The sequence below is a fragment of the Micromonospora sp. B11E3 genome, assembly GCF_039871625.1.
Classification (GTDB): Bacteria; Actinomycetota; Actinomycetes; order Mycobacteriales; family Micromonosporaceae; genus Micromonospora.
In genome coordinates, this window is sequence record NZ_JBDPMC010000025.1 from 50,250 (window position 1) to 67,405 (window position 17,156).

At 75.1% G+C, this 17,156-nt stretch carries 14 protein-coding genes; 11 read left to right on the forward strand and 3 right to left on the reverse strand.

What is annotated here, in order from left to right; genetic code table 11:
- Nucleotides 1-126: 126 nt before the first annotated feature.
- Together ABGB16_RS15270 and ABGB16_RS15275 are read left to right on the forward strand one after the other, a co-directional pair.
- Nucleotides 127-507 carry a hypothetical protein gene (locus ABGB16_RS15270; RefSeq protein ID WP_347668700.1) on the forward strand — a complete coding sequence of 127 codons (381 nt, stop codon included), beginning with the start codon at nt 127-129 and terminating at the stop codon, nt 505-507.
- Nucleotides 507-4,103 (forward strand): AAA domain-containing protein, encoded by a 3,597-nt coding sequence (locus ABGB16_RS15275; RefSeq protein ID WP_347668701.1) that lies wholly within the window; start codon nt 507-509, stop codon nt 4,101-4,103. Before ABGB16_RS15270 ends, ABGB16_RS15275 begins: the two co-directional genes overlap by 1 nt.
- A 30-nt stretch (nt 4,104-4,133) precedes the next feature.
- On the opposite strand, the gene mgrA is transcribed toward ABGB16_RS15275, so the two are convergent.
- The gene (mgrA, locus tag ABGB16_RS15280; RefSeq protein WP_347668702.1) at nt 4,134-5,123 is read right to left on the reverse strand and encodes an L-glyceraldehyde 3-phosphate reductase; all 990 of its coding nucleotides are present in this window, start codon (nt 5,121-5,123) and stop codon (nt 4,134-4,136) included.
- Nucleotides 5,124-5,380: 257 nt separating this feature from the next.
- Between mgrA and ABGB16_RS15285 the strand changes: the two genes are divergently transcribed.
- The 8 genes from ABGB16_RS15285 to ABGB16_RS15320 all read left to right on the forward strand — a co-directional run bounded on the left by ABGB16_RS15285 (nt 5,381) and on the right by ABGB16_RS15320 (nt 14,511).
- A complete protein-coding gene (locus ABGB16_RS15285) occupies nt 5,381-6,349 on the forward strand; it encodes an aldo/keto reductase (RefSeq protein WP_347668703.1) in 969 nt (322 codons plus the stop codon).
- 6 nt (nt 6,350-6,355) lie between these two features.
- The gene (locus ABGB16_RS15290) at nt 6,356-6,853 is read left to right on the forward strand and encodes a hemerythrin domain-containing protein (RefSeq protein WP_347668704.1); all 498 of its coding nucleotides are present in this window, start codon (nt 6,356-6,358) and stop codon (nt 6,851-6,853) included.
- Between the two features lie 67 nt (nt 6,854-6,920).
- Nucleotides 6,921-8,192, forward strand: a complete 1,272-nt coding sequence (locus tag ABGB16_RS15295) for a histidine kinase (protein WP_347668705.1) — start codon at nt 6,921-6,923, stop codon at nt 8,190-8,192.
- 5 nt (nt 8,193-8,197) lie between these two features.
- The gene (locus tag ABGB16_RS15300) at nt 8,198-8,848 is read left to right on the forward strand and encodes a response regulator transcription factor (protein WP_347668706.1); all 651 of its coding nucleotides are present in this window, start codon (nt 8,198-8,200) and stop codon (nt 8,846-8,848) included.
- Nucleotides 8,849-8,932: 84 nt separating this feature from the next.
- A complete protein-coding gene (locus tag ABGB16_RS15305) occupies nt 8,933-10,000 on the forward strand; it encodes a hypothetical protein (protein WP_347668707.1) in 1,068 nt (355 codons plus the stop codon).
- A gap of 102 nt (nt 10,001-10,102) precedes the next feature.
- On the forward strand, nt 10,103-11,554 hold the full coding sequence (locus tag ABGB16_RS15310) for a sigma 54-interacting transcriptional regulator (protein WP_347668708.1): 1,452 nt from the start codon (nt 10,103-10,105) through the stop codon (nt 11,552-11,554).
- A gap of 2 nt (nt 11,555-11,556) precedes the next feature.
- Entirely contained in the window at nt 11,557-13,509 is a 1,953-nt protein-coding gene (locus ABGB16_RS15315) for a VWA domain-containing protein (protein ID WP_347668709.1), read from the forward strand.
- A 519-nt stretch (nt 13,510-14,028) separates the two neighbouring features.
- Complete coding sequence (locus ABGB16_RS15320) at nt 14,029-14,511, forward strand: hypothetical protein (RefSeq protein ID WP_347668710.1); 483 nt, start codon at nt 14,029-14,031, stop codon at nt 14,509-14,511.
- 46 nt (nt 14,512-14,557) lie between these two features.
- Here ABGB16_RS15320 and ABGB16_RS15325 read toward each other — a convergent pair whose 3' ends face one another.
- Nucleotides 14,558-15,532 carry a helix-turn-helix domain-containing protein gene (locus ABGB16_RS15325; RefSeq protein ID WP_347668711.1) on the reverse strand — a complete coding sequence of 325 codons (975 nt, stop codon included), beginning with the start codon at nt 15,530-15,532 and terminating at the stop codon, nt 14,558-14,560.
- Between the two features lie 71 nt (nt 15,533-15,603).
- Here ABGB16_RS15325 and ABGB16_RS15330 point away from each other — a divergent pair, with 71 nt between their 5' ends.
- Nucleotides 15,604-16,920 (forward strand): MFS transporter, encoded by a 1,317-nt coding sequence (locus ABGB16_RS15330; protein WP_347668712.1) that lies wholly within the window; start codon nt 15,604-15,606, stop codon nt 16,918-16,920.
- On the opposite strand, the gene ABGB16_RS15335 is transcribed toward ABGB16_RS15330, so the two are convergent.
- Nucleotides 16,842-17,126 carry a DUF427 domain-containing protein gene (locus ABGB16_RS15335; protein WP_347668713.1) on the reverse strand — a complete coding sequence of 95 codons (285 nt, stop codon included), beginning with the start codon at nt 17,124-17,126 and terminating at the stop codon, nt 16,842-16,844. The two genes, ABGB16_RS15330 and ABGB16_RS15335, sit on opposite strands and share 79 nt — an antisense overlap.
- Nucleotides 17,127-17,156: the final 30 nt, after the last annotated feature.

Consider the following 17,156-nt stretch of genomic DNA (forward strand, 5'->3'; position numbering starts at 1 on the left):
CGCGCAGGGCATGCGCCGATCGCGATTAGTCGCTAATGGATGATCGATCGGATAGCCGACAGACATAGCTACGCAGACCGTTGCCTCCGTAACCTGATCGGCGCTGTGCGCGACGAAGGAGGCTGGGTGTCTGACGTCCTTGTCCGGATCGAGTTCACGACGATCGCCGACGACGACGAGTTCGTCCTCGATCAGCTCACCGAGGAGCTGGCCGACGACCTGCGCGACATCGGCGAGGTGCGGCGGTTGGAACGACCGGTCACCGACCCGGACGCCAAGGGCGCCGGCGAGCTGGTGCTCGGGACGGTGACGGTGCTCGCCGGTGCCGACCCCGGCTACGTTCAGGCGCTGGTCGACGTGGTGCTGGCCTTCCTGCAACGCAACGCCGGTCGGCGGGTGCACCTGCGGGTCGGTGACATCGAGCTGACTATCGACCGGGCCACCCGCGCCCAGACCGACGAGCTGATCAGGACGGTGCAGGCCGCAATCGACAAGGCAGGTAACTGATGGGGCGGCACGCCCTGCTGCTCGGAACGACGACCTGCCACGCCGACCGAGAGCTGCAACCCCTTCCCTCCGTACGTCAAGACGTGGCACAGCTCAAGGCGCTGCTGGACGGCGCGGGCGAGTTCGACACCGTGCGCCCCGAGCTGGACCTGCCGGTGGCGCACCTGCGGCAGGTCGTCGAGGAGTTCTACGGCGCCCGGCGCCGGGGTGACCTCGCGTTGCTCTACTACTCCGGGCACGGGGTGCTGCACGACGACCGGCAGTCCCTGTTCCTCGCAGCGACCGACACGGTGTGCGGGCAGTTGCACGCGACCGCGTTCGACATGGACGGCATGCTGCGGCACCTGCTCAACATCACCAGTGCCAGCCAGAAGGTCGTTCTGCTGGACTGCTGCTACTCCGGGGCGTTTACGGCCCGGCACCGGTTTCGGGGTGGGGTTCGCGAGGAGCCCCGGCGGGCCAGGCGGGAGCGCGGCACCTTCACGCTGGCCTCCAGCGACCACATGAAGGCGTCGAAGGCGCAGGGCCCCGACCGGCCGTCGGTCTTCACGGAGGTGCTGCTCGCCGGCCTCAGCGGCGCGGCGCGGGGCGTGTCGGACGACGGCTGGATCACCACCAACGACCTGTCCCGGTACGCCCTGACCGAGATGGCCCGCCGCCGCCAGCACGGCCCGCTCGAGTCGAGCGAGGGCGTCACCGAACCGATCAGGTTGGTGACGGTGCCCGGCTCCCCGGCCGCGGCCCGACAGGCCACGGTCACCATGGCGCCCCCGGCGGACGAGGCCCCGTTCGATGCCGACCAGTGGCGTCGGCTGATCACGTACTACGTCAACTGCATGCGGCGGTCCACCGTGTTGCAGTCGTTCATCGACCCCAAGGCGACCACGACGTACGTCGCCGCCCCGGCCGGGGCCGAGGGCGTCTTCACCTCGGGTGCCCCCGTCACGCTGAACGGTGCGGCTGCCCGGCTCGCCGAGCGAGCCCGCACCGACGGACGGGAGTTGCAGTACGGCTATCCGGTCGTTGCCGTCCGGCCCCATCGCCAGCAGTCGCTGCGGCTCGCACCGCTGCTGGTGTGCGACGTCACCGTCGGCGTGGACAACGTGCTGCACGCCGCTGCGCCCCGCCCCGCCCCGGCGCTCGTCGACCTGTTCCAGCTCTCCGAGGTCGAGGCCGACGAGCTGGGGCAGCGGGTCGAGCAGGTGTTCACCCCCGGGGACCCCGACGCCCTCGTCGCCACCGTGGACGTGCTGATGAAGACGTTCGGGCTGAACCCGGTGGTCGAGCTCGACACGAGGCAGCTCGTCGGCACCATCCGGCCCGGGCCGCGCGACGGGGTGCAGAACGCGGCGATGCTGTACTCCGTGGACACCGGCGACGCGCCGCAGCGACAGCTCGTCGACGACCTGCGCGCGATGGTCAGGAACCCGCAGCTCATCGAGCGGACGGCGCTGGGCGCGCTGGCGGCCCGCCCGGGTGAGGCGTCGCCGAAGCCGATCGTGACGGTCGCGCTGAGCGCCGCGAACGAGGCGCAGGAGGAGATCATCCAGGCGGCGATGTCGCAGCGGCTGACCGTCGCCCAGGGGCCTCCGGGCACCGGCAAGAGTCAGCTGGTCACCGCCCTGCTGGCGACCGCCACCGCCGCCGGCCAGAGCGTGCTGATTGGCTCTACCAGCAACCAGGCGGTGGACTCGGTGCTCGGCCGGGTCGCCGAGCTGGTCGGGCCGGGACTGCTGCTGCGTACCGGCAACAAGGAGCATCGCCAGCAGGAGCCGAAGCACCTCGCGGACATCCTCGCCGCCTATCCGTCGACGGGGCGGGGCGCCCTGCCGGACGACCGTACCCCGCTGCACGAGCTGCGTCTGCTCGGCGACGAGCTTGGTGACCTCCGCGCGGCGCTGGACGAGCGGCGGCTGCTCGAACGTGACCTCGCCGAGCTGGCCGTCGAGCGTGACGAGGCCCGTGAGGTCGGCGTGCCCCCGCTACCGAGCGACGAGGCGGCGCTGAGGCGGCTCGTCCACCTGACCGACCGTGCGCTGGTCAGCCGGTGGCTCGGGTGGTGGTACCGGTGGCGGCTGCGGTCGTACCAGATCGGCGACCGGAAGGCGGTCGAGGCGCTGGCCGGACGGGCGGCGATCGAGCTGCGCTGGCGGGAGCGGCGAGGCCGCCTTGCGGCGCTGCCCGACGCCGATGCGTCGTGGCGGCGGCTCGTCGAGCTGGTCAACGCTGAGCGCCCCGCCCGCAGCGTCGAGCTGCTGCGGGCGCAGATCGCCCAGCGGGTCGCCGTGGGCGCGCGCCTGTTGCAGGACCGGGCCGACGAGATGGCCAAGCCGCAGCCGAACACCTGGTTGCACTTCCCCGAGTTGCTGCGGGTGCTGCCGGGCTGGGCGGTGACCGCGCTGTCCGCCCGGCGGCTACGGCCGAGCCCAGCGATGTATGACCTCGTGGTGATCGACGAGGCGGCGCAGTGCGCCATCCCCGATGTCCTGCCCATGCTCTACCGCGCCAAACGGGCGCTGCTGATCGGGGACCCACGGCAGCTCGCGCCCGTTGTGCCCCTGCCGGAGGCCGACGACGTCGCCGAGCGCAGCCGCGCCGGCCTGAGCGGCGAGTGGCTTGGCGACCGTCGGCTGACCTACACCGGGCACTCGGCGTACGAGGCGTTTGCCGCCGCCGCAGGCGCGACATACCTGCTCGACGAGCACTACCGGTGCCACCCAGACATCATCGCGGTGCCGAACCGGGAGCTCTACCAGGGCCGACTCGCGGTGCTCACCGACCCGGCCCGGTTGGCCGCCCCGGCCGAGCCGGCCGTGCGCTGGCGGGACGTCTCCGGACAGTTCAGCCGGGGCACGAGCGGCTCCGGCGGGTACAACCAGGTCGAGATCGACGCCGTCGTCGCCGAGGTGACGCACCTGCGCGCGGCCCACCCCGACGCCTCGATCGGTGTGGTCACGCCGCTCGCCGCGCACCAGCGCCGCCTGGCCGGGGCCCTGCGCGCCGCCGCCCTCACCGACAACCTGCTCTGCGCGACCATCCACAAGTTCCAGGGCAGCGAGCGGGACATCATGGTCGTGTCGCCGGTCGGCGCGTACGGGATACCGGACCATACGCGGGGCTGGCTCGTGCACGAGACCAACCTCTGGAACGTCGCCATCACCCGGGCCCGCTCCCAACTCGTCGTGGTCGGGGACCGTTCCTGGTGGTCGGGGCAGCGTGGGCTGCTCGCGGCCCTGGCCCTCGGCCGCGAGGCCACCGACGCCGCGCCGGAAACCACCGCGGTGCCCGCCGACCGGCTGCACCGCGCCCTGCGGGACGCCGGCCTGGCCGTACGGCGGGACGTCGCCGTAGCCGGGCGGACCGCCGACCTGATGGCACGGCGCGCGGACGTCGAGCTGGCCGTCGTCGTCGACGATCCGGCGGGCGACTCGGACGGGCGAGGGCTGCGCAAGGTGCTCGCGGGGCTCGACATCATCGGCGGCGCGACACTCGTGCGCCGGGTGCCGGCATGGCGCTGCCTGGCCGAGCCGGAGCAGGTGGCGGCGGAGGTGACCGGGGCCCTGCGCCGGTCAGAGCGGGAGCAGGATGCCAGTTGAGGCCGAGCATGGCTCGGCTCGGCTCGGCGCTCAGCCCAGCAGGCCGTCGATCTCGGCCAGTTCCTCCGCGTCGAGATCGAGGTTGTCCAGGGCGGCGACGTTCGCCTCCAGTTGTGCCACGCTGCTCGCGCCGATGATCAGGCTGGTCATCCGGGGGTCGCGCAGTGCCCAGGCCAGCGCGAGCTGGGCCAGGGACTGGCCGCGCCGCTCGGCGACCGCGCCGAGCGCCCGGATCGTCGCCATCTTCTTCTCGTCGAGGTCGCGCTCGTTGAGGAAGACGCTCGTGCGCACCCGCGAGTCCTCCGGGATGCCGCCCAGGTAGCGGTCGGTGAGCAGCCCCTGGGCGAGCGGGCTGAACGCGATGCAGCCGGCGCCGACCCGCTCCAGGGTGTCCAGCAGGCGGTCGCGCTCGGTCCAGCGGTTCAGCATCGAGTACGCCGGCTGGTTGATCAGCAGCGGCGTGCCCAGGTCCCGCAGGATCGCGGCCGCCCGCTCGGTCTGCTCGGAGCTGTAGTTGGAGATCCCGACGTACAGGGCCTTGCCGGAGCGGACGACGGCGTCCAGCGCGCCCATCGTCTCCTCCAGCGGGGTGTCCGGGTCGAACCGGTGCGAGTAGAAGACGTCGACGTAGTCCAGGCCGAGGCGGCGCAGCGACTGGTCCAGCGAGGAGATCAGGTACTTGCGCGAGCCCCACTCGCCGTACGGGCCGGGCCACATCAGGTACCCCGCCTTGCTGGAGACGATCAGCTCGTCCCGGTACGGCTTGAGGTCCGTGGCGAGCAGCCGGCCGAAGTTCTCCTCCGCCGCGCCCGGCGGCGGGCCGTAGTTGTTGGCCAGGTCGAAGTGGGTGATGCCGAGGTCGAACGCGCGCAGGACGATGTCCCGCTGCCGCGCGAAGGGGCGGTCCGGCCCGAAGTTGTGCCACAGCCCCAACGTGATCGCCGGCAGCCGCAGGCCGCTGCGCCCGCTGCGCCGGTAGGTCATCGTGTCGTAGCGGTCGTCCGCTGCCAGGTACGTCACGCCCCGACCCTAGCCCCGCCCGATCCGACGCGCCGATCAGAGGTCGTAGCGGAGGCGGGGCAGGGCGCGGCCGGTGGAGGGGGAGAGGCAGGTGCCGGCGGGCACCGCGCCGACGTGCCGGTAGAAGGCCTCGGCCCCCGGGTCCGCCTCGATCCACAGCGTACGGGCGCCGGCGGCGCGGGCGGCGGCCGCGCCGCCGCTCGCGCGCGTGCCCCGAACGGGCGTGTCGTCCCGCTTGTCCGGGTAGGTTCGGTGCCATGCGCTTCGTCCAGCTCGACACCCCGAAACCGATCTCGAAGATCGGTCTGGGCACCTGGCAGTTCGGCTCGCGGGAGTGGGGCTACGGCCCGGACTACGAGCGCCGCGCCGGGGACGTCGTCCGGCGGGCGGTGGAGCTGGGCGTCACCCTCTTCGACACCGCCGAGCTGTACGGCTTCGGCCGCAGCGAGCGGATCCTCGGGGCGGCGCTCGGCGCGGACCGGGACAAGGTGGTGCTCGCCAGCAAGCTCTTCCCGGTGCTGCCGGTCGCCCCGGTGGTGCAGCAGCGGGCGGTCGCCTCGGCGGCGCGGCTCGGGGCCACGCTCATCGACCTCTACCAGGTGCACCAGCCCAACCCGGTCGTCCCCGACACCACCACGATGGCCGGCATGCGGGCGCTGCAGGACGTCGGCCTGGTCGCCGAGGTGGGGGTGAGCAACTACAGCCTGCGCCGCTGGCGGTTCGCCGAAGCCGCGCTGGGCCGGCGGGTGCTGAGCAACCAGGTCCGGTACAGCATGATCGACCGTGGGCCCGAGCGGGACCTGCTGCCGTACGCCGAGCAGGCCGGCCGGATCGTCATCGCGTACAGCCCCCTCGCGCAGGGGTTCCTCTCCGGGCGGTACGACGCCAGGCACGCCCCGAGCGGGGCGGTGCGCCGGGCCAACCCGTACTTCCTGCCCGAGAACCTGGAACGCGGCGCCGCGCTGATCGCGACGCTGCGCGAGGTGGCCGACGCGCACGACGCGACGCCCAGCCAGATCGCGCTGGCGTACCTGCTGCGCCACCCGAACGTGGTGGCCATCCCCGGCGCGTCCGGCGTGGAGCAGATGGAGCGCAACGCGGCCGCCGCCGCGATCGACCTCACCGACGACGAGTACGCCGCCCTGGCCGCCGCCGCCCGCGCGTTCCGCCCGGTCACCGGCCTCGCGGCGGTACCCGGGTTGATCCGCGCCCGCGCGGGGAAGTGAGGACCGATGGACGACATCACCGCACTGATCATGGACGACCACGCCGCGTTCCGGCGCGGCTTCGCCCGGCTCGACGACGCCCGCGACGACGCCGAGCGGCTGGCGATCTGGGAGGCGCTGGCCCTGCACCTGGACGTCCACGCCGAGGCGGAGGAGACCATCCTCTACCCCCACCTGGTGCGGCACGGTGACGACGGTGAGGACGAGACCCTCGACGCGATCGGCGACCACAACAAGATCCGCGACGCGATCGCCGAGTCGAAGCGGCATCCCGTCGGCTCCGACGCGTGGTGGGCGGCGGTCTGGACCGCCCGCCGGGAGAACAGCGAGCACCTTGCCGAGGAGGAGGACGAGGCGCTGCCGGACTTCCGCCGGCACGCCGGCGTCGAGCTCCGCGCCGAGCTGGGCGCCCGGTGGCTGACCTTCTACGGCGACCACAAGAACGGCCGCAACCTGCGGTTCCAGGACAAGGACCCGCAGGCGTACGTCGACGAGCATCGCTGAGCGCGTACCGGCGCATCTCCCCGTCCCGGGGGAGTCGGGCGGGGCGGGGCGGCGGGACAATGGCGGGATGGCTACCCGGCTCCTCCTGGCGCCGCTGACGCGGGGCAGCACCTGGCGGCGGGGCGTGTTCCTGCTGCTCGGCGGGGTGCTCGCCCTGCCGTACGCGCTGCTCGTCGCCGCCTTCACCCAGCTGCTCGCCCGGGGCGAGGTGCCCCGGCCGCTGGTGCTGCTGCTGTTGGCGCCGGCCGCCGCCATCGCCGCCGTGCCCGTCTTCCTGGACGGCAGCCGCGCGCTGGAGATCGCGGCCGCCCGGGCGCTGCTCGGGGTCGACCTGCCGGAGCCGGCCGCCGGGCACCGGATCGACCGGGAGACCCGGCTGCGCGCGGCGCTCTGGATCGCCCTCCACCTGGGCGCCGGCCTGCTGTTGATGTTCGCGCTGATCAGCGCGTTCCCGATGGCGCTGGTCTTCGTCGCCCGGCAGTTCGGCCTCGCCGCCGGCCCCGCGGACCCGGGCCAGTTCGGGCCGCTGGCCGGGCGTCACCCCGGCTGGTCGACGCTGGCCGGGCTGCTGGCGCTGGTCGCCCTCGGCTACGCGGTGGCCGGGCTGGGCGCGCTGGCCGCCTCGATGGCGCCGGCGCTGCTCGGCCCGTCGCAGGGGGAGCGGGTGGCGGCGCTGGAGGCGCGGGCCGCCCGGCTGGCCGAGCGGAACCTGCTGGCCCGGGAGCTGCACGACTCCGTCGGCCACGCGCTCACGGTGGCCACCCTCCAGGCCGGCGCGGCCCGCGAGCTGCTCGACAGCGACCCGGAGTTCGCCCGCCGGGCGCTGGCCGCGATCGAGGAGACCAGCCGGCACGCGGCGGACGACCTGGACCACGTGCTCGGCCTGCTCCGCGAGGCCGACGACGGGTCGCGCACGCCCGCCGCCACCGCGCCCCAGCGCACCCTCGCCCAGCTCGACCGGCTGGTCGCCGACACCCGGGCGGCCGGGCTGCCGGTGGAGTCCCGGGTCACCGGCGCGGTCGCCGCCCTGCCCGCCGTGGTCTCCAGGGAGGGCTACCGAATCGTCCAGGAGGGGCTGACCAACGCCGCCCGGCACGGCCGCGGCCCGGTGCGCCTGCGCGCCGACGTACGCCCGGACGGGCTGGAGATCGAGCTGGTCAACGCGATCGCGGGCGGCCGGCGCGGGCACGGCGGGCGCGGCCTGGACGGCATGCGGGAGCGGGTGCTGCTGCTGGGCGGGACACTGACGGCCGGCCCGGCGGACGGGCACTGGCTGGTCCGCGCGCGCCTGCCGGTCGGCGAACGGGTCGACGCTCCACCCAGCCGGACAGGGGAGTAGCCGAGGTGACCATCGACGTGCTGCTCGTCGACGACGACGAGCTGGTCCGGGTCGGGCTGCGGGCGATCATCGACGCCCAGCCGGACCTGCGGGTGGTCGGGGAGGCCGCCGACGGGGCAGAGGTGCCGCCGCTGGTGGCGCGGCTGCGCCCCACGGTGGTGCTGATGGACGTGCGGATGCCGGCCATCGACGGCATCCAGGCCACCCGACGGCTGCTCGCCGCCTCCCCCGCGCCCCCGAAGGTCCTGGTCGTGACCACCTTCGCCAACGACGAGTACGTCTACGACGCGCTGCGCGCCGGAGCGCAGGGTTTCCTGCTCAAGCGGGCCCGCCCGAGCGAGGTGGTGGAGGCGGTGCGGGTGGTGGCCGCCGGGGAGTCGCTGCTGTTCCCGGCCGCGATCCGGCGGCTCGCCGGGGCGTACGGCGGGCGGGGCGGCGACCGGCTGCGCTCGGCCCGGCTGACCGACCGGGAGGCCGAGGTGCTGCGGCTGATGACCACCGGCCGGTCGAACGTGGAGATCGCCGAGCACCTGGTCGTCGGGGTGGAGACGGTCAAGACCCACGTCGGCAACGTGCTGGCCAAGCTCGGCGTCCGGGACCGGACCCAGGCGGTGATCGCCGCGTACGAGTCGGGGTTCGTCGTCCCGAACGGCTGAACCCGGCCGGTTCCCTCCCGCGGGGGAGCGGATTCCCGTCCGCGCGGGAGGGGGCGGCGGGGCGCCGCGGGCGAGGGTGGAGACATGACAGTCACCGCGACCCCCACCCCGGCCCGCGACACCCGCGGCTGGCCGGCGTGGCTCGTACCACTCACCGCCGCCTGGCTCGGCGGCTGGGGCGCGCTCGCCCTGCTCGGCACCGTCACAGGCGCCGGCTACCCGTTCCGCGCCGACCGCACGTACCCGGAGCTCGGCCTGCTGCGGCTGCTGCCGGACCGGCTCGGGCCGCCGGTCTTCGCGGCCGTGCTGCTGACCGCCGCGGTCGCCGTGCTGGCCATGGCGGGCACCGGCCGACCGTCCCGGCCGCTGCGCGCCGCGCTGCTCGGCTACGGCTGGGCGGTCGCCTTCGCGCTGGCCGTGGTCGTGCCCGACACCCGGGTGCTGCCGATCCTCGGCTACCTGCCGATGCTGGTGCTCGGCGCGCCGTTCGGCTGGCCGCCCGTGGACTACTCGACGGTCTTCGACTGGGCCCTGCTCGCCAAGGTCGCCGCCCTGGCCGGCGGGGTGCTGCTCGCCGTCACGCTGCTGGCCTGGGGGCGGCGTACGGCGGGGGCCTGCGTGGCCTGCGGCCGGGACGGCACGGACCGGGCCTGGACGACCCCGGCCGCCGCCGCGCGGTGGGGCCGCTGGGCGGCCTGGTTCGCCGCCGCCATCCCGCTCTGCTACGCGGCCACCCGGTTCGCCTGGGTGCTCGGCATCCCGCTCGGTATCTCCTCGGATTTCCTCGACGAACTGCACGAGACCGGGTTGGTCTGGGCGGGCGCCGGGCTGGGCGCGTTCGCCACGGTCGGAGCGGTGCTCACCGTCGGCCTCACCCGGCCCTGGGGGGAACGCTTCCCGCGCTGGATGCCCCGGCTGGCCGGCCGGCGGGTGCCGCCGCGGCTCGCCCTGGTCCCGGCCATCCTCGTCGCGCTCACGGTGACCGGTGCGGGCGTCGCCGAGCTGGGCAACCCGGGGCACCTGCTGGGCGGGTTCAGCTCCGCCACCGCCCCGCTGCTGCTCTGGCCGCTGTGGGGGCCGGCGCTGGGCGCGGCGGCTCTGGCGTACCACCTGCGGCGGCGCGGTGCCTGCCGCCGCTGCGGCCGGGACTGACCCGGTCGCCGGGCCCCGCACCGCCGGACACGGGGCCGGTGGCGCGGGGCCCGCACGCGAAGGCGGGTCGGCGGCGGGCCGGAGCGCGCTAGCGTTGGTCGGGTGACTGAGCCGAACCAGGTCCTCCCGGCCCCGCCCGCCGACCTGCCCGCCACCCTCGGGGCGCTGCGGGCCGCCGGGCACCGCCACCGCACGGTCAAGCAGGAACTCCGCGACAACCTCCTCGCCCGGATGCGTAGGGGCGAGGAGCGCTTTCCGGGCATCGTCGGGTACGACGACACGGTGCTGCCCGAGGTCGAGCGGGCGCTGCTCGCCGGCCACGACATGGTGCTGCTCGGCGAGCGCGGCCAGGGCAAGACGCGGCTCATCCGCTCGCTGGTGGCCCTGCTCGACGAGTGGACGCCGGTCATCCCCGGCTCGGTGCTCAACGAGCACCCGATGCGCCCGCTCACCCCGGCCTCCCGGGCGCTGGTGGAGAAGAACGGCGACGACCTGCCGATCGGCTGGCTGCACCGCTCGGTGCGGTACGGCGAGAAGCTGGCCACCCCCGACACCAGCGTCGGCGACCTGGTCGGCGACGTGGACCCGGTCCGGGTGGCCCAGGGGCGCACCCTCGGCGACCCGGAGACGATCCACTTCGGACTCGTGCCGCGTACCAACCGGGGGATCTTCGCCGTCAACGAGCTGCCGGACCTGGCCGAGCGGATCCAGGTGGCGCTGCTCAACGTGCTGGAGGAGCGGGACATCCAGGTCCGCGGCTACCAGCTCCGCCTGCCGCTGGACCTGCTTTTGGTGGCCAGCGCCAACCCGGAGGACTACACCAACCGCGGCCGGATCATCACCCCGTTGAAGGACCGGTTCGGCGCGGAGATCCGTACCCACTACCCGCTCGACGTGGAGCTGGAGCTGGCGCTGATCCGGCAGGAGGCCGACCTGGTCGCCGAGGTGCCGGAGCACGTGCTGGAGGTGCTCGCCCGGTTCGCCCGGGCCGTGCGGGAGTCGCCGTCGGTGGACCCGCGCTCCGGCGTCTCGGCCCGGTTCGCCATCGCCGCCGCCGAGACCGTCGCCGCCGCCGCGCTGCGCCGCTCCGGCCTGCTCGCCGCCGGTCCGGCCGCCGAGGGGGTACGCCCCGAGGCCCCGGTCGCCCGCGTCGGCGACGCCGTGTCGGTGACCTCCACGCTGCGCGGCAAGGTGGAGTTCGAGAGCGGCGAGGAGGGGCGGGAGACGGAGATCCTGGCCCACCTGCTGCGTACCGCCACGGCAGAGACGTTCCGGGCCCGCCTCGCCGGGCTGGACCTGTCCGGCTTCACCGCGCTGGTCGACGACGGCAAGATGATCGAGACCGGTGAGTTGGTCTCCTCGGGCGAGCTGCTCGGCCAGGTCGGTACCGTGCCGGGGCTGGCCAAGGCGCTCGACCGGCTCGGCCTGGGCGACGCCCCGACGCCGGAGGAGGCGGCGGCCGGCGTCGAGTTCGTGCTGGAGGGGCTGCACCTGACCCGCCGGCTGGGCAAGGACGTCACCGAGTCCGGGCGCACCGTCTACGGCCAGGGCTGAGCGTGACCGGCAACCGGTTCCGGTACGGGCAGTGGCGCGGCGGCCCCGACCCGCTCGCCCCGCCGTACGACGTGCGGGCCGCGGTGGACGCCGTCGGCGCGGAGGTGCTGTCCGGCGGCAGCCTGCGCGAGGCGCTGCGCGACCTGCTGCGCCGCGGCCCGCAGGGCCGGGGCGGCGTGGCCGACCTGGCCGCCCGGGCGCGGCGACTGCGCCGGGAGGCGATGCGCCGGGGCGACCTGGACGGCGCGGTGACCCGTGCCCGGGCGCTGCTCGACCAGGCGCTCGCCGCCGAACGGGACGAGCTGCGCGGCCGGGACGGCGACGACGCCCGCTTCGCCGAGGCGGTGCTGGACAACCTGCCGCGCTCGACCGCCCGGGCGGTGCAGGAGCTCGCCGAGTACCGGTGGGCGAGCGACGAGGCACGGCAGACGTACCAGCGGATCCTCGACGGGCTGCGCGGCGAGGTGCTGGAGCAGCGGTTCGCCGGGCTGCGGGACGCGGCGCGGGCCGCCGCCGACCCGGCCGCCCAGCGGCGGCTCGCCGAGATGATGCGCGACCTCAACGACCTGCTGGCCCGGCACGCCCGCGCGGAGGACACCACCGACGCGTTCGCCGAGTTCATGCGCCGGCACGGGGAGTTCTTCCCGGAGCGCCCGGAGACGGTCGACGAGCTGGTCGACGTGCTGGCCCGCCGGGCCGCCGCGGGGGAGCGGCTGATGCGGTCGCTGTCGGACCGGCAGCGCGAGGAGCTGGCCGGGCTGATGCGCCAGTCCCTCGGCGAGCGGCTGGCCGGGGAGTTGGCCGCGCTGGACGCGAACCTGCGGGCGCTGCGCCCCGACCTGAACTGGCACCGGGGCGAGCGGGTACGCGGCGAGCAGCCGCTCGGCTACGGCGCGGCGACCGGCGCGCTCGACGAGATCGCCGAGCTGGACGAGCTGCTGGACTCCCTCGACCAGGACCATCCGGGGGCCAGCCTCGACGACGTGGACGTCGACGCGGTGGCCCGGACGCTGGGCCGGGACGCCGCCGACGACGTACGCCGGCTGCGGGAGCTGGAGCGGGAGCTGCGCCGGCAGGGCTGGGTGACCCGGGACGCCGACGGGCTGACGCTGAGCCCGAAGGCGCTGCGCCGGCTGGCGGGCACCGCCCTGCGCCGGGTCTTCGCGGACCTGACCGCCGGGCCGCGCGGCCAGCACGACCTGCGCTCGGCGGGCGCGGCCGGCGAGGTCAGCGGCGCGTCGCGGCCGTGGGAGTACGGCGACGAGCAGCCGCTCGACGTGGTGCGCACCCTGACCCGGGCGGTGCGCCGGGCCGGCCCGGGCGTGCCGGTGCAGCTGGCCGTCGAGGACTTCGAGGTGGTGGAGACCGAGCGCCGCGCGTCGGCGGCGGTGGCGCTCTGCGTCGACCTGTCGTACTCGATGATCTCGCAGGGGCGTTGGGGGCCGATGAAGCAGACGGCGCTGGCCCTGTCGCACCTGGTGGCGACCCGGTTCCCGCAGGACGCCCTGCAGATCATCGGCTTCGGCCGGGAGGCGGCGCCGCTGACCCAGCAGGAGCTGGCCGCGGTGGAGCCGGACCTGCGGCAGGGCACCAACCTCCAGCACGCGCTGCGGCTGGCCGGCCGGCACCTGCGGCGGCACCCCGGCGCCGAGCCGGTGGTCCTGGTCGTCACCGACGGGGAGCCGACCGCCCACCTCGACCCGGACGATGGCGAGGCGCTGTTCCACTGGCCGCCGCTGCGCGAGACGGTCGACGCGACGATCCGCGAGGTGGACCGGCTGACCCGCGCCGGCGCCACGCTCAACCTGTTCATGCTCGGCGATGACCCCGGCCTGCGCCGCTTCGTCGACGCCGTCGCCCGGCGCAGCCGGGGCCGCATGTTCACCCCCGACCTCGACGACCTCGGCGAGTACGTCGTCTCCGACTACCTCCGCGCCCGCCACGGCCGCCGCTGACCCGACCTGAGCCGCGGACGCTGGCCTGCGGTGGGCGTGCTGGCCTGCGGTGGGCGTGCCGGCCTGCGGTGGGCGTGCTGGCCTGCGGTGGACGCTGGCTGGTCGCTCGGCGGGCTGCGACGGGTGGCCGCGGCCGACAGGTGGCCGGCGCCCCCGGGACAGGACTGTTTTCGCGCCCCTGTGGAGCTGCCCCGCCTGTGCTACCGCGCTCGCCCACGCCGTCGGGCCTGCGTCGTCGGGCCTGCGTCGTCGGGCCTGCGTCGTCGGGCCTGCGCTGCCGGGCCTGCGCTGCCGGGCCTGCGCTGCCGGGCCCACGGCGTCGGGTCACGCTGCCGGGCCTGCGCCGTCGACCGTCGGTAGCGCCGACGGGGCAGCTCCACAGTGCCGGCACCGTACTGTCGTGCTGGCGCCTGAACCCGCCGCCGTCCGAGTGCGCCGACGTCGTCGGCGAACCCGTCCGGGTGAACCAGGGCCGCCGCTCCGCCGACCCGCCGTGGGCGGCGGGGTTGACTGGGAGCCGTGGACAGCAGCGGGATGCGGCGGGCGTACGACGAGGTGCTCGCCGAGGTGGCGGCCGGCGGGTTCGAGCCGCCGGCCGACGGCGAGCTGAGCGCCGAGCAGATCGTGGCGCACCTGGCCGCCAACGACGAGCTGATGAGCGAGGCCACCGAGGCGGTGCTGGCCGGTTCCCCGTTCGCGTACTACGACCTGGAGACCATCCACCGGCCGCAGCTCGACGCGCTGGTCGCCGAGCACGGCGGGCTCGACGGGCTGGCCGCCCTGCTGCGCGCCACCAGCCAGCGGCTCTGCGCCCTCGTCGACCGGCTGGGCCCGGCCGCGGACACCCCGGTCGACACCCACCTGCACGAGGACGTCGACCTGCGGGTGGGCGAGCCGCTGCCGTGGCGGCGCACCCTCGACCTGCACACCCGCGTCCACCTGCCCAAACACCTGACCCAGCTCCGCGCCCTGCGCCCGGAACTGCACCCCCACACCCGCTGACCCGCTGCCCGGAACTGCACCCGCACACCCGCTGACCCGCGGCGGGTCAGGCGCGGGGACGGAACGTGCGGCGGTAGGCGGACGGGGGGACGCCGACACGCTCGTGCAGGCGCTGGCGCAGGGCGGCGGCCGTGCCGAAGCCGGAGCGCCGGGCCACCTGCTCGATCGACAGGTCGGTGGTCTCCAGCAGCAGCCGGGCGTGGTCGGTGCGCTGCTGGAGCAGCCACTGGGCCGGGCTGAGCCCGGTTTCGGACCGGAAGTGCCGGGTGAAGGTCCGTACGCTCATCCGCGCGTGCGCGGCCAGGTCCCGCAGGGCGACCGGCTCGTGCAGGCGCTGCCGGGCCCACTCCCGGGTGGCGGCGGTGCCGGTTTGCGCGGCCTGCGGGACGGGGCGCTCGATGTACTGGGCCTGCCCGCCCTCCCGCCAGGGCGGCACCACGCACCGCCGGGCCGCCCGGTTGGCCACCTCGCTGCCGTGGTCGGTGCGGACGACGTGCAGGCACAGGTCCATTCCGGCGGCGACGCCGGCCGAGGTGAGCACGTCGCCGCCGTCGATGAACAGCACGTCCGGGTCCAGGTCGACGCCCGGGTGCAGCCGGCGGAACCGGTCCGCGTACGCCCAGTGGGTGGTGGCCCGTCGGCCGTCGAGCAGGCCGGCGGCGGCGAGCACGAACGCGCCCGTGCAGATCGACATGATCCGCGCGCCCCGGGCGTGTGCCGCCCGCAGCGCCGCCGTCACGTCCGTGTCGACGGTGCCGTCGACCACGGGGGCGCTGCCGTGGACGCCGGGTACGACCACCGTGTCGGCCGCCGCGACCAGGTCGAGCCCGTGGTCGGGCAGCACCCGGAAGCCGGCGCTGCTGCGTACGGGGTGGCCGCCCGGGGTGCAGGTGTCGACCGCGTACAGGCGGGTGTCGTCGTCGGCGCGGGCGGCCCCGAAGACCTGCGACGGGGTGCCGAGGTCGAGGCCGACCACCCCGTCGACGGCGAGCACGGCGATCCGGTGCGGCGGGTCGGTCATGGCCCGATTATTGCGGACGATGGCGTTCCGGCCACTCGTCGGCCGCCGCCGCGCGAGGCGAGACTCGGGGCGTGACTCGTAACCGCCGCTTCCACCCGGCCTGGACCGTGGCCGTCGTCGCCTTCGTCGCCCTGGTCGGCGCCGCCGGCTTCCGCGCCACCCCGTCGGTGCTGCTGCACCCGCTGCACGCGGAGTTCCGCTGGCCGCTGGCGACCATCTCCGCAGCCGTCTCGGTCAACCTGCTGCTGTACGGGCTGACCGCCCCGTTCGCCGCCGCGCTGATGGACCGGTTCGGCATCCGGCGGGTGGTGGCCGGCGCGCTGGCGCTGGTGGCGCTGGGCAGCGGGCTGACCGTCTTCATGACGGCGAGCTGGCAGCTCGTCGCATGCTGGGGCGTGCTCGTGGGGCTGGGCACCGGCTCGATGGCGCTGGCGTTCGTGGCGACGGTGACCGGTCGCTGGTTCGTCCGGCGCCGGGGCCTGGTGACCGGGGTGCTGACCGCCGGCGGAGCCGCCGGCCAGTTGGTCTTCCTGCCGCTGCTCGCCGTGCTGGTGCGCGATCACGGCTGGCGCGCGGCGGCACTCGTCGTCGCCGGGGCCGCGCTGGCGGTCGTACCGCTGGTGTGGTGGCTGCTGCGGGAGCACCCGGCGGACCTGGGGCTGCCCGCGTACGGCGCGGCGGAGGTGGTCGTACCCGAGCCGCCGGCCGGCGGGGCCGCGGCGCGTGCGCTCGGGGCGCTGGCCGCCGCCGCGCGGACCCGGCCGTTCTGGCTGCTCGCCGGCGGCTTCGCGATCTGCGGCGCGACCACCAACGGGCTCGTCGGCACGCACTTCGTGCCGGCCGCGCACGACCACGGCATGCCGCAGACCACCGCCGCCGGGCTGCTCGCCCTGGTCGGGCTGTTCGACATCGCCGGCGCGGTCGCCTCCGGCTGGCTCACCGACCGGGTGGACAGCCGGCTGCTGCTCGGCGCGTACTACACGCTGCGCGGCGCGTCGCTGCTGGTGCTGCCCGGGCTGTTCGCCGCCACCGCCGAGCCGAGCATGCTCGTCTTCGTCGTCTTCTACGGCCTGGACTGGGTGGCCACCGTGCCGCCGACCGTGGCGCTGTGCCGGGAGTACTTCGGCGCGTCCGGCGCGGTGGTGTTCGGCTGGGTGTTCGCCGCCCACCAGTTCGGCGCGGCCGTCGCCGCCACCGGGGCGGGCCTCGTCCGTGACTCGCTCGGCGACTACGCGCTCGCCTGGTACGTCGCCGGGGCGCTGTCGATCGCCGGCGCCGGGCTGTCCCTGATGCTGCGCCGCGGGCGGGGCTACTCGACGACCGACACGTCCTTCCAGAATGCCACCCGGTCGCGGACCATGTCGGCCTCCGGCTTCGGGTCCGGGTAGTACCAGACCGCGTCGGCGCTGCTCCGCCCCTCGTGCTGCAGCGTGTAGTACGAGGCCGTGCCCTTCCACGGGCACACCGTGCGGGTCGACGACTCGCGGACCACGTCGTCGCGCAGCGCGGCGCGCGGGAAGTAGTGGTTGCCCTCGACCACCACCGTGTCGTCGCTCTCGGCGATCACCAGGTTGTTCCAGACGGCTCTCGGCATGGCGTACAGGCTATGCGGCCCCGGTGACGT

What these genes read in the sequence shown, in the direction of transcription:
- ABGB16_RS15325 (WP_347668711.1), bottom strand. Translation starts at nt 15,532, where the DNA reads ATGACCGACCCGCCGCACCGGATCGCCGTGCTCGCCGTCGACGGGGTG.
- ABGB16_RS15275 (WP_347668701.1), top strand. Translation starts at nt 507, where the DNA reads ATGGGGCGGCACGCCCTGCTGCTCGGAACGACGACCTGCCACGCCGAC.
- ABGB16_RS15295 (WP_347668705.1), top strand. Translation starts at nt 6,921, where the DNA reads ATGGCTACCCGGCTCCTCCTGGCGCCGCTGACGCGGGGCAGCACCTGG.
- ABGB16_RS15290 (WP_347668704.1), top strand. Translation starts at nt 6,356, where the DNA reads ATGGACGACATCACCGCACTGATCATGGACGACCACGCCGCGTTCCGG.
- ABGB16_RS15305 (WP_347668707.1), top strand. Translation starts at nt 8,933, where the DNA reads ATGACAGTCACCGCGACCCCCACCCCGGCCCGCGACACCCGCGGCTGG.
- ABGB16_RS15335 (WP_347668713.1), bottom strand. Translation starts at nt 17,126, where the DNA reads ATGCCGAGAGCCGTCTGGAACAACCTGGTGATCGCCGAGAGCGACGAC.
- ABGB16_RS15285 (WP_347668703.1), top strand. Translation starts at nt 5,381, where the DNA reads ATGCGCTTCGTCCAGCTCGACACCCCGAAACCGATCTCGAAGATCGGT.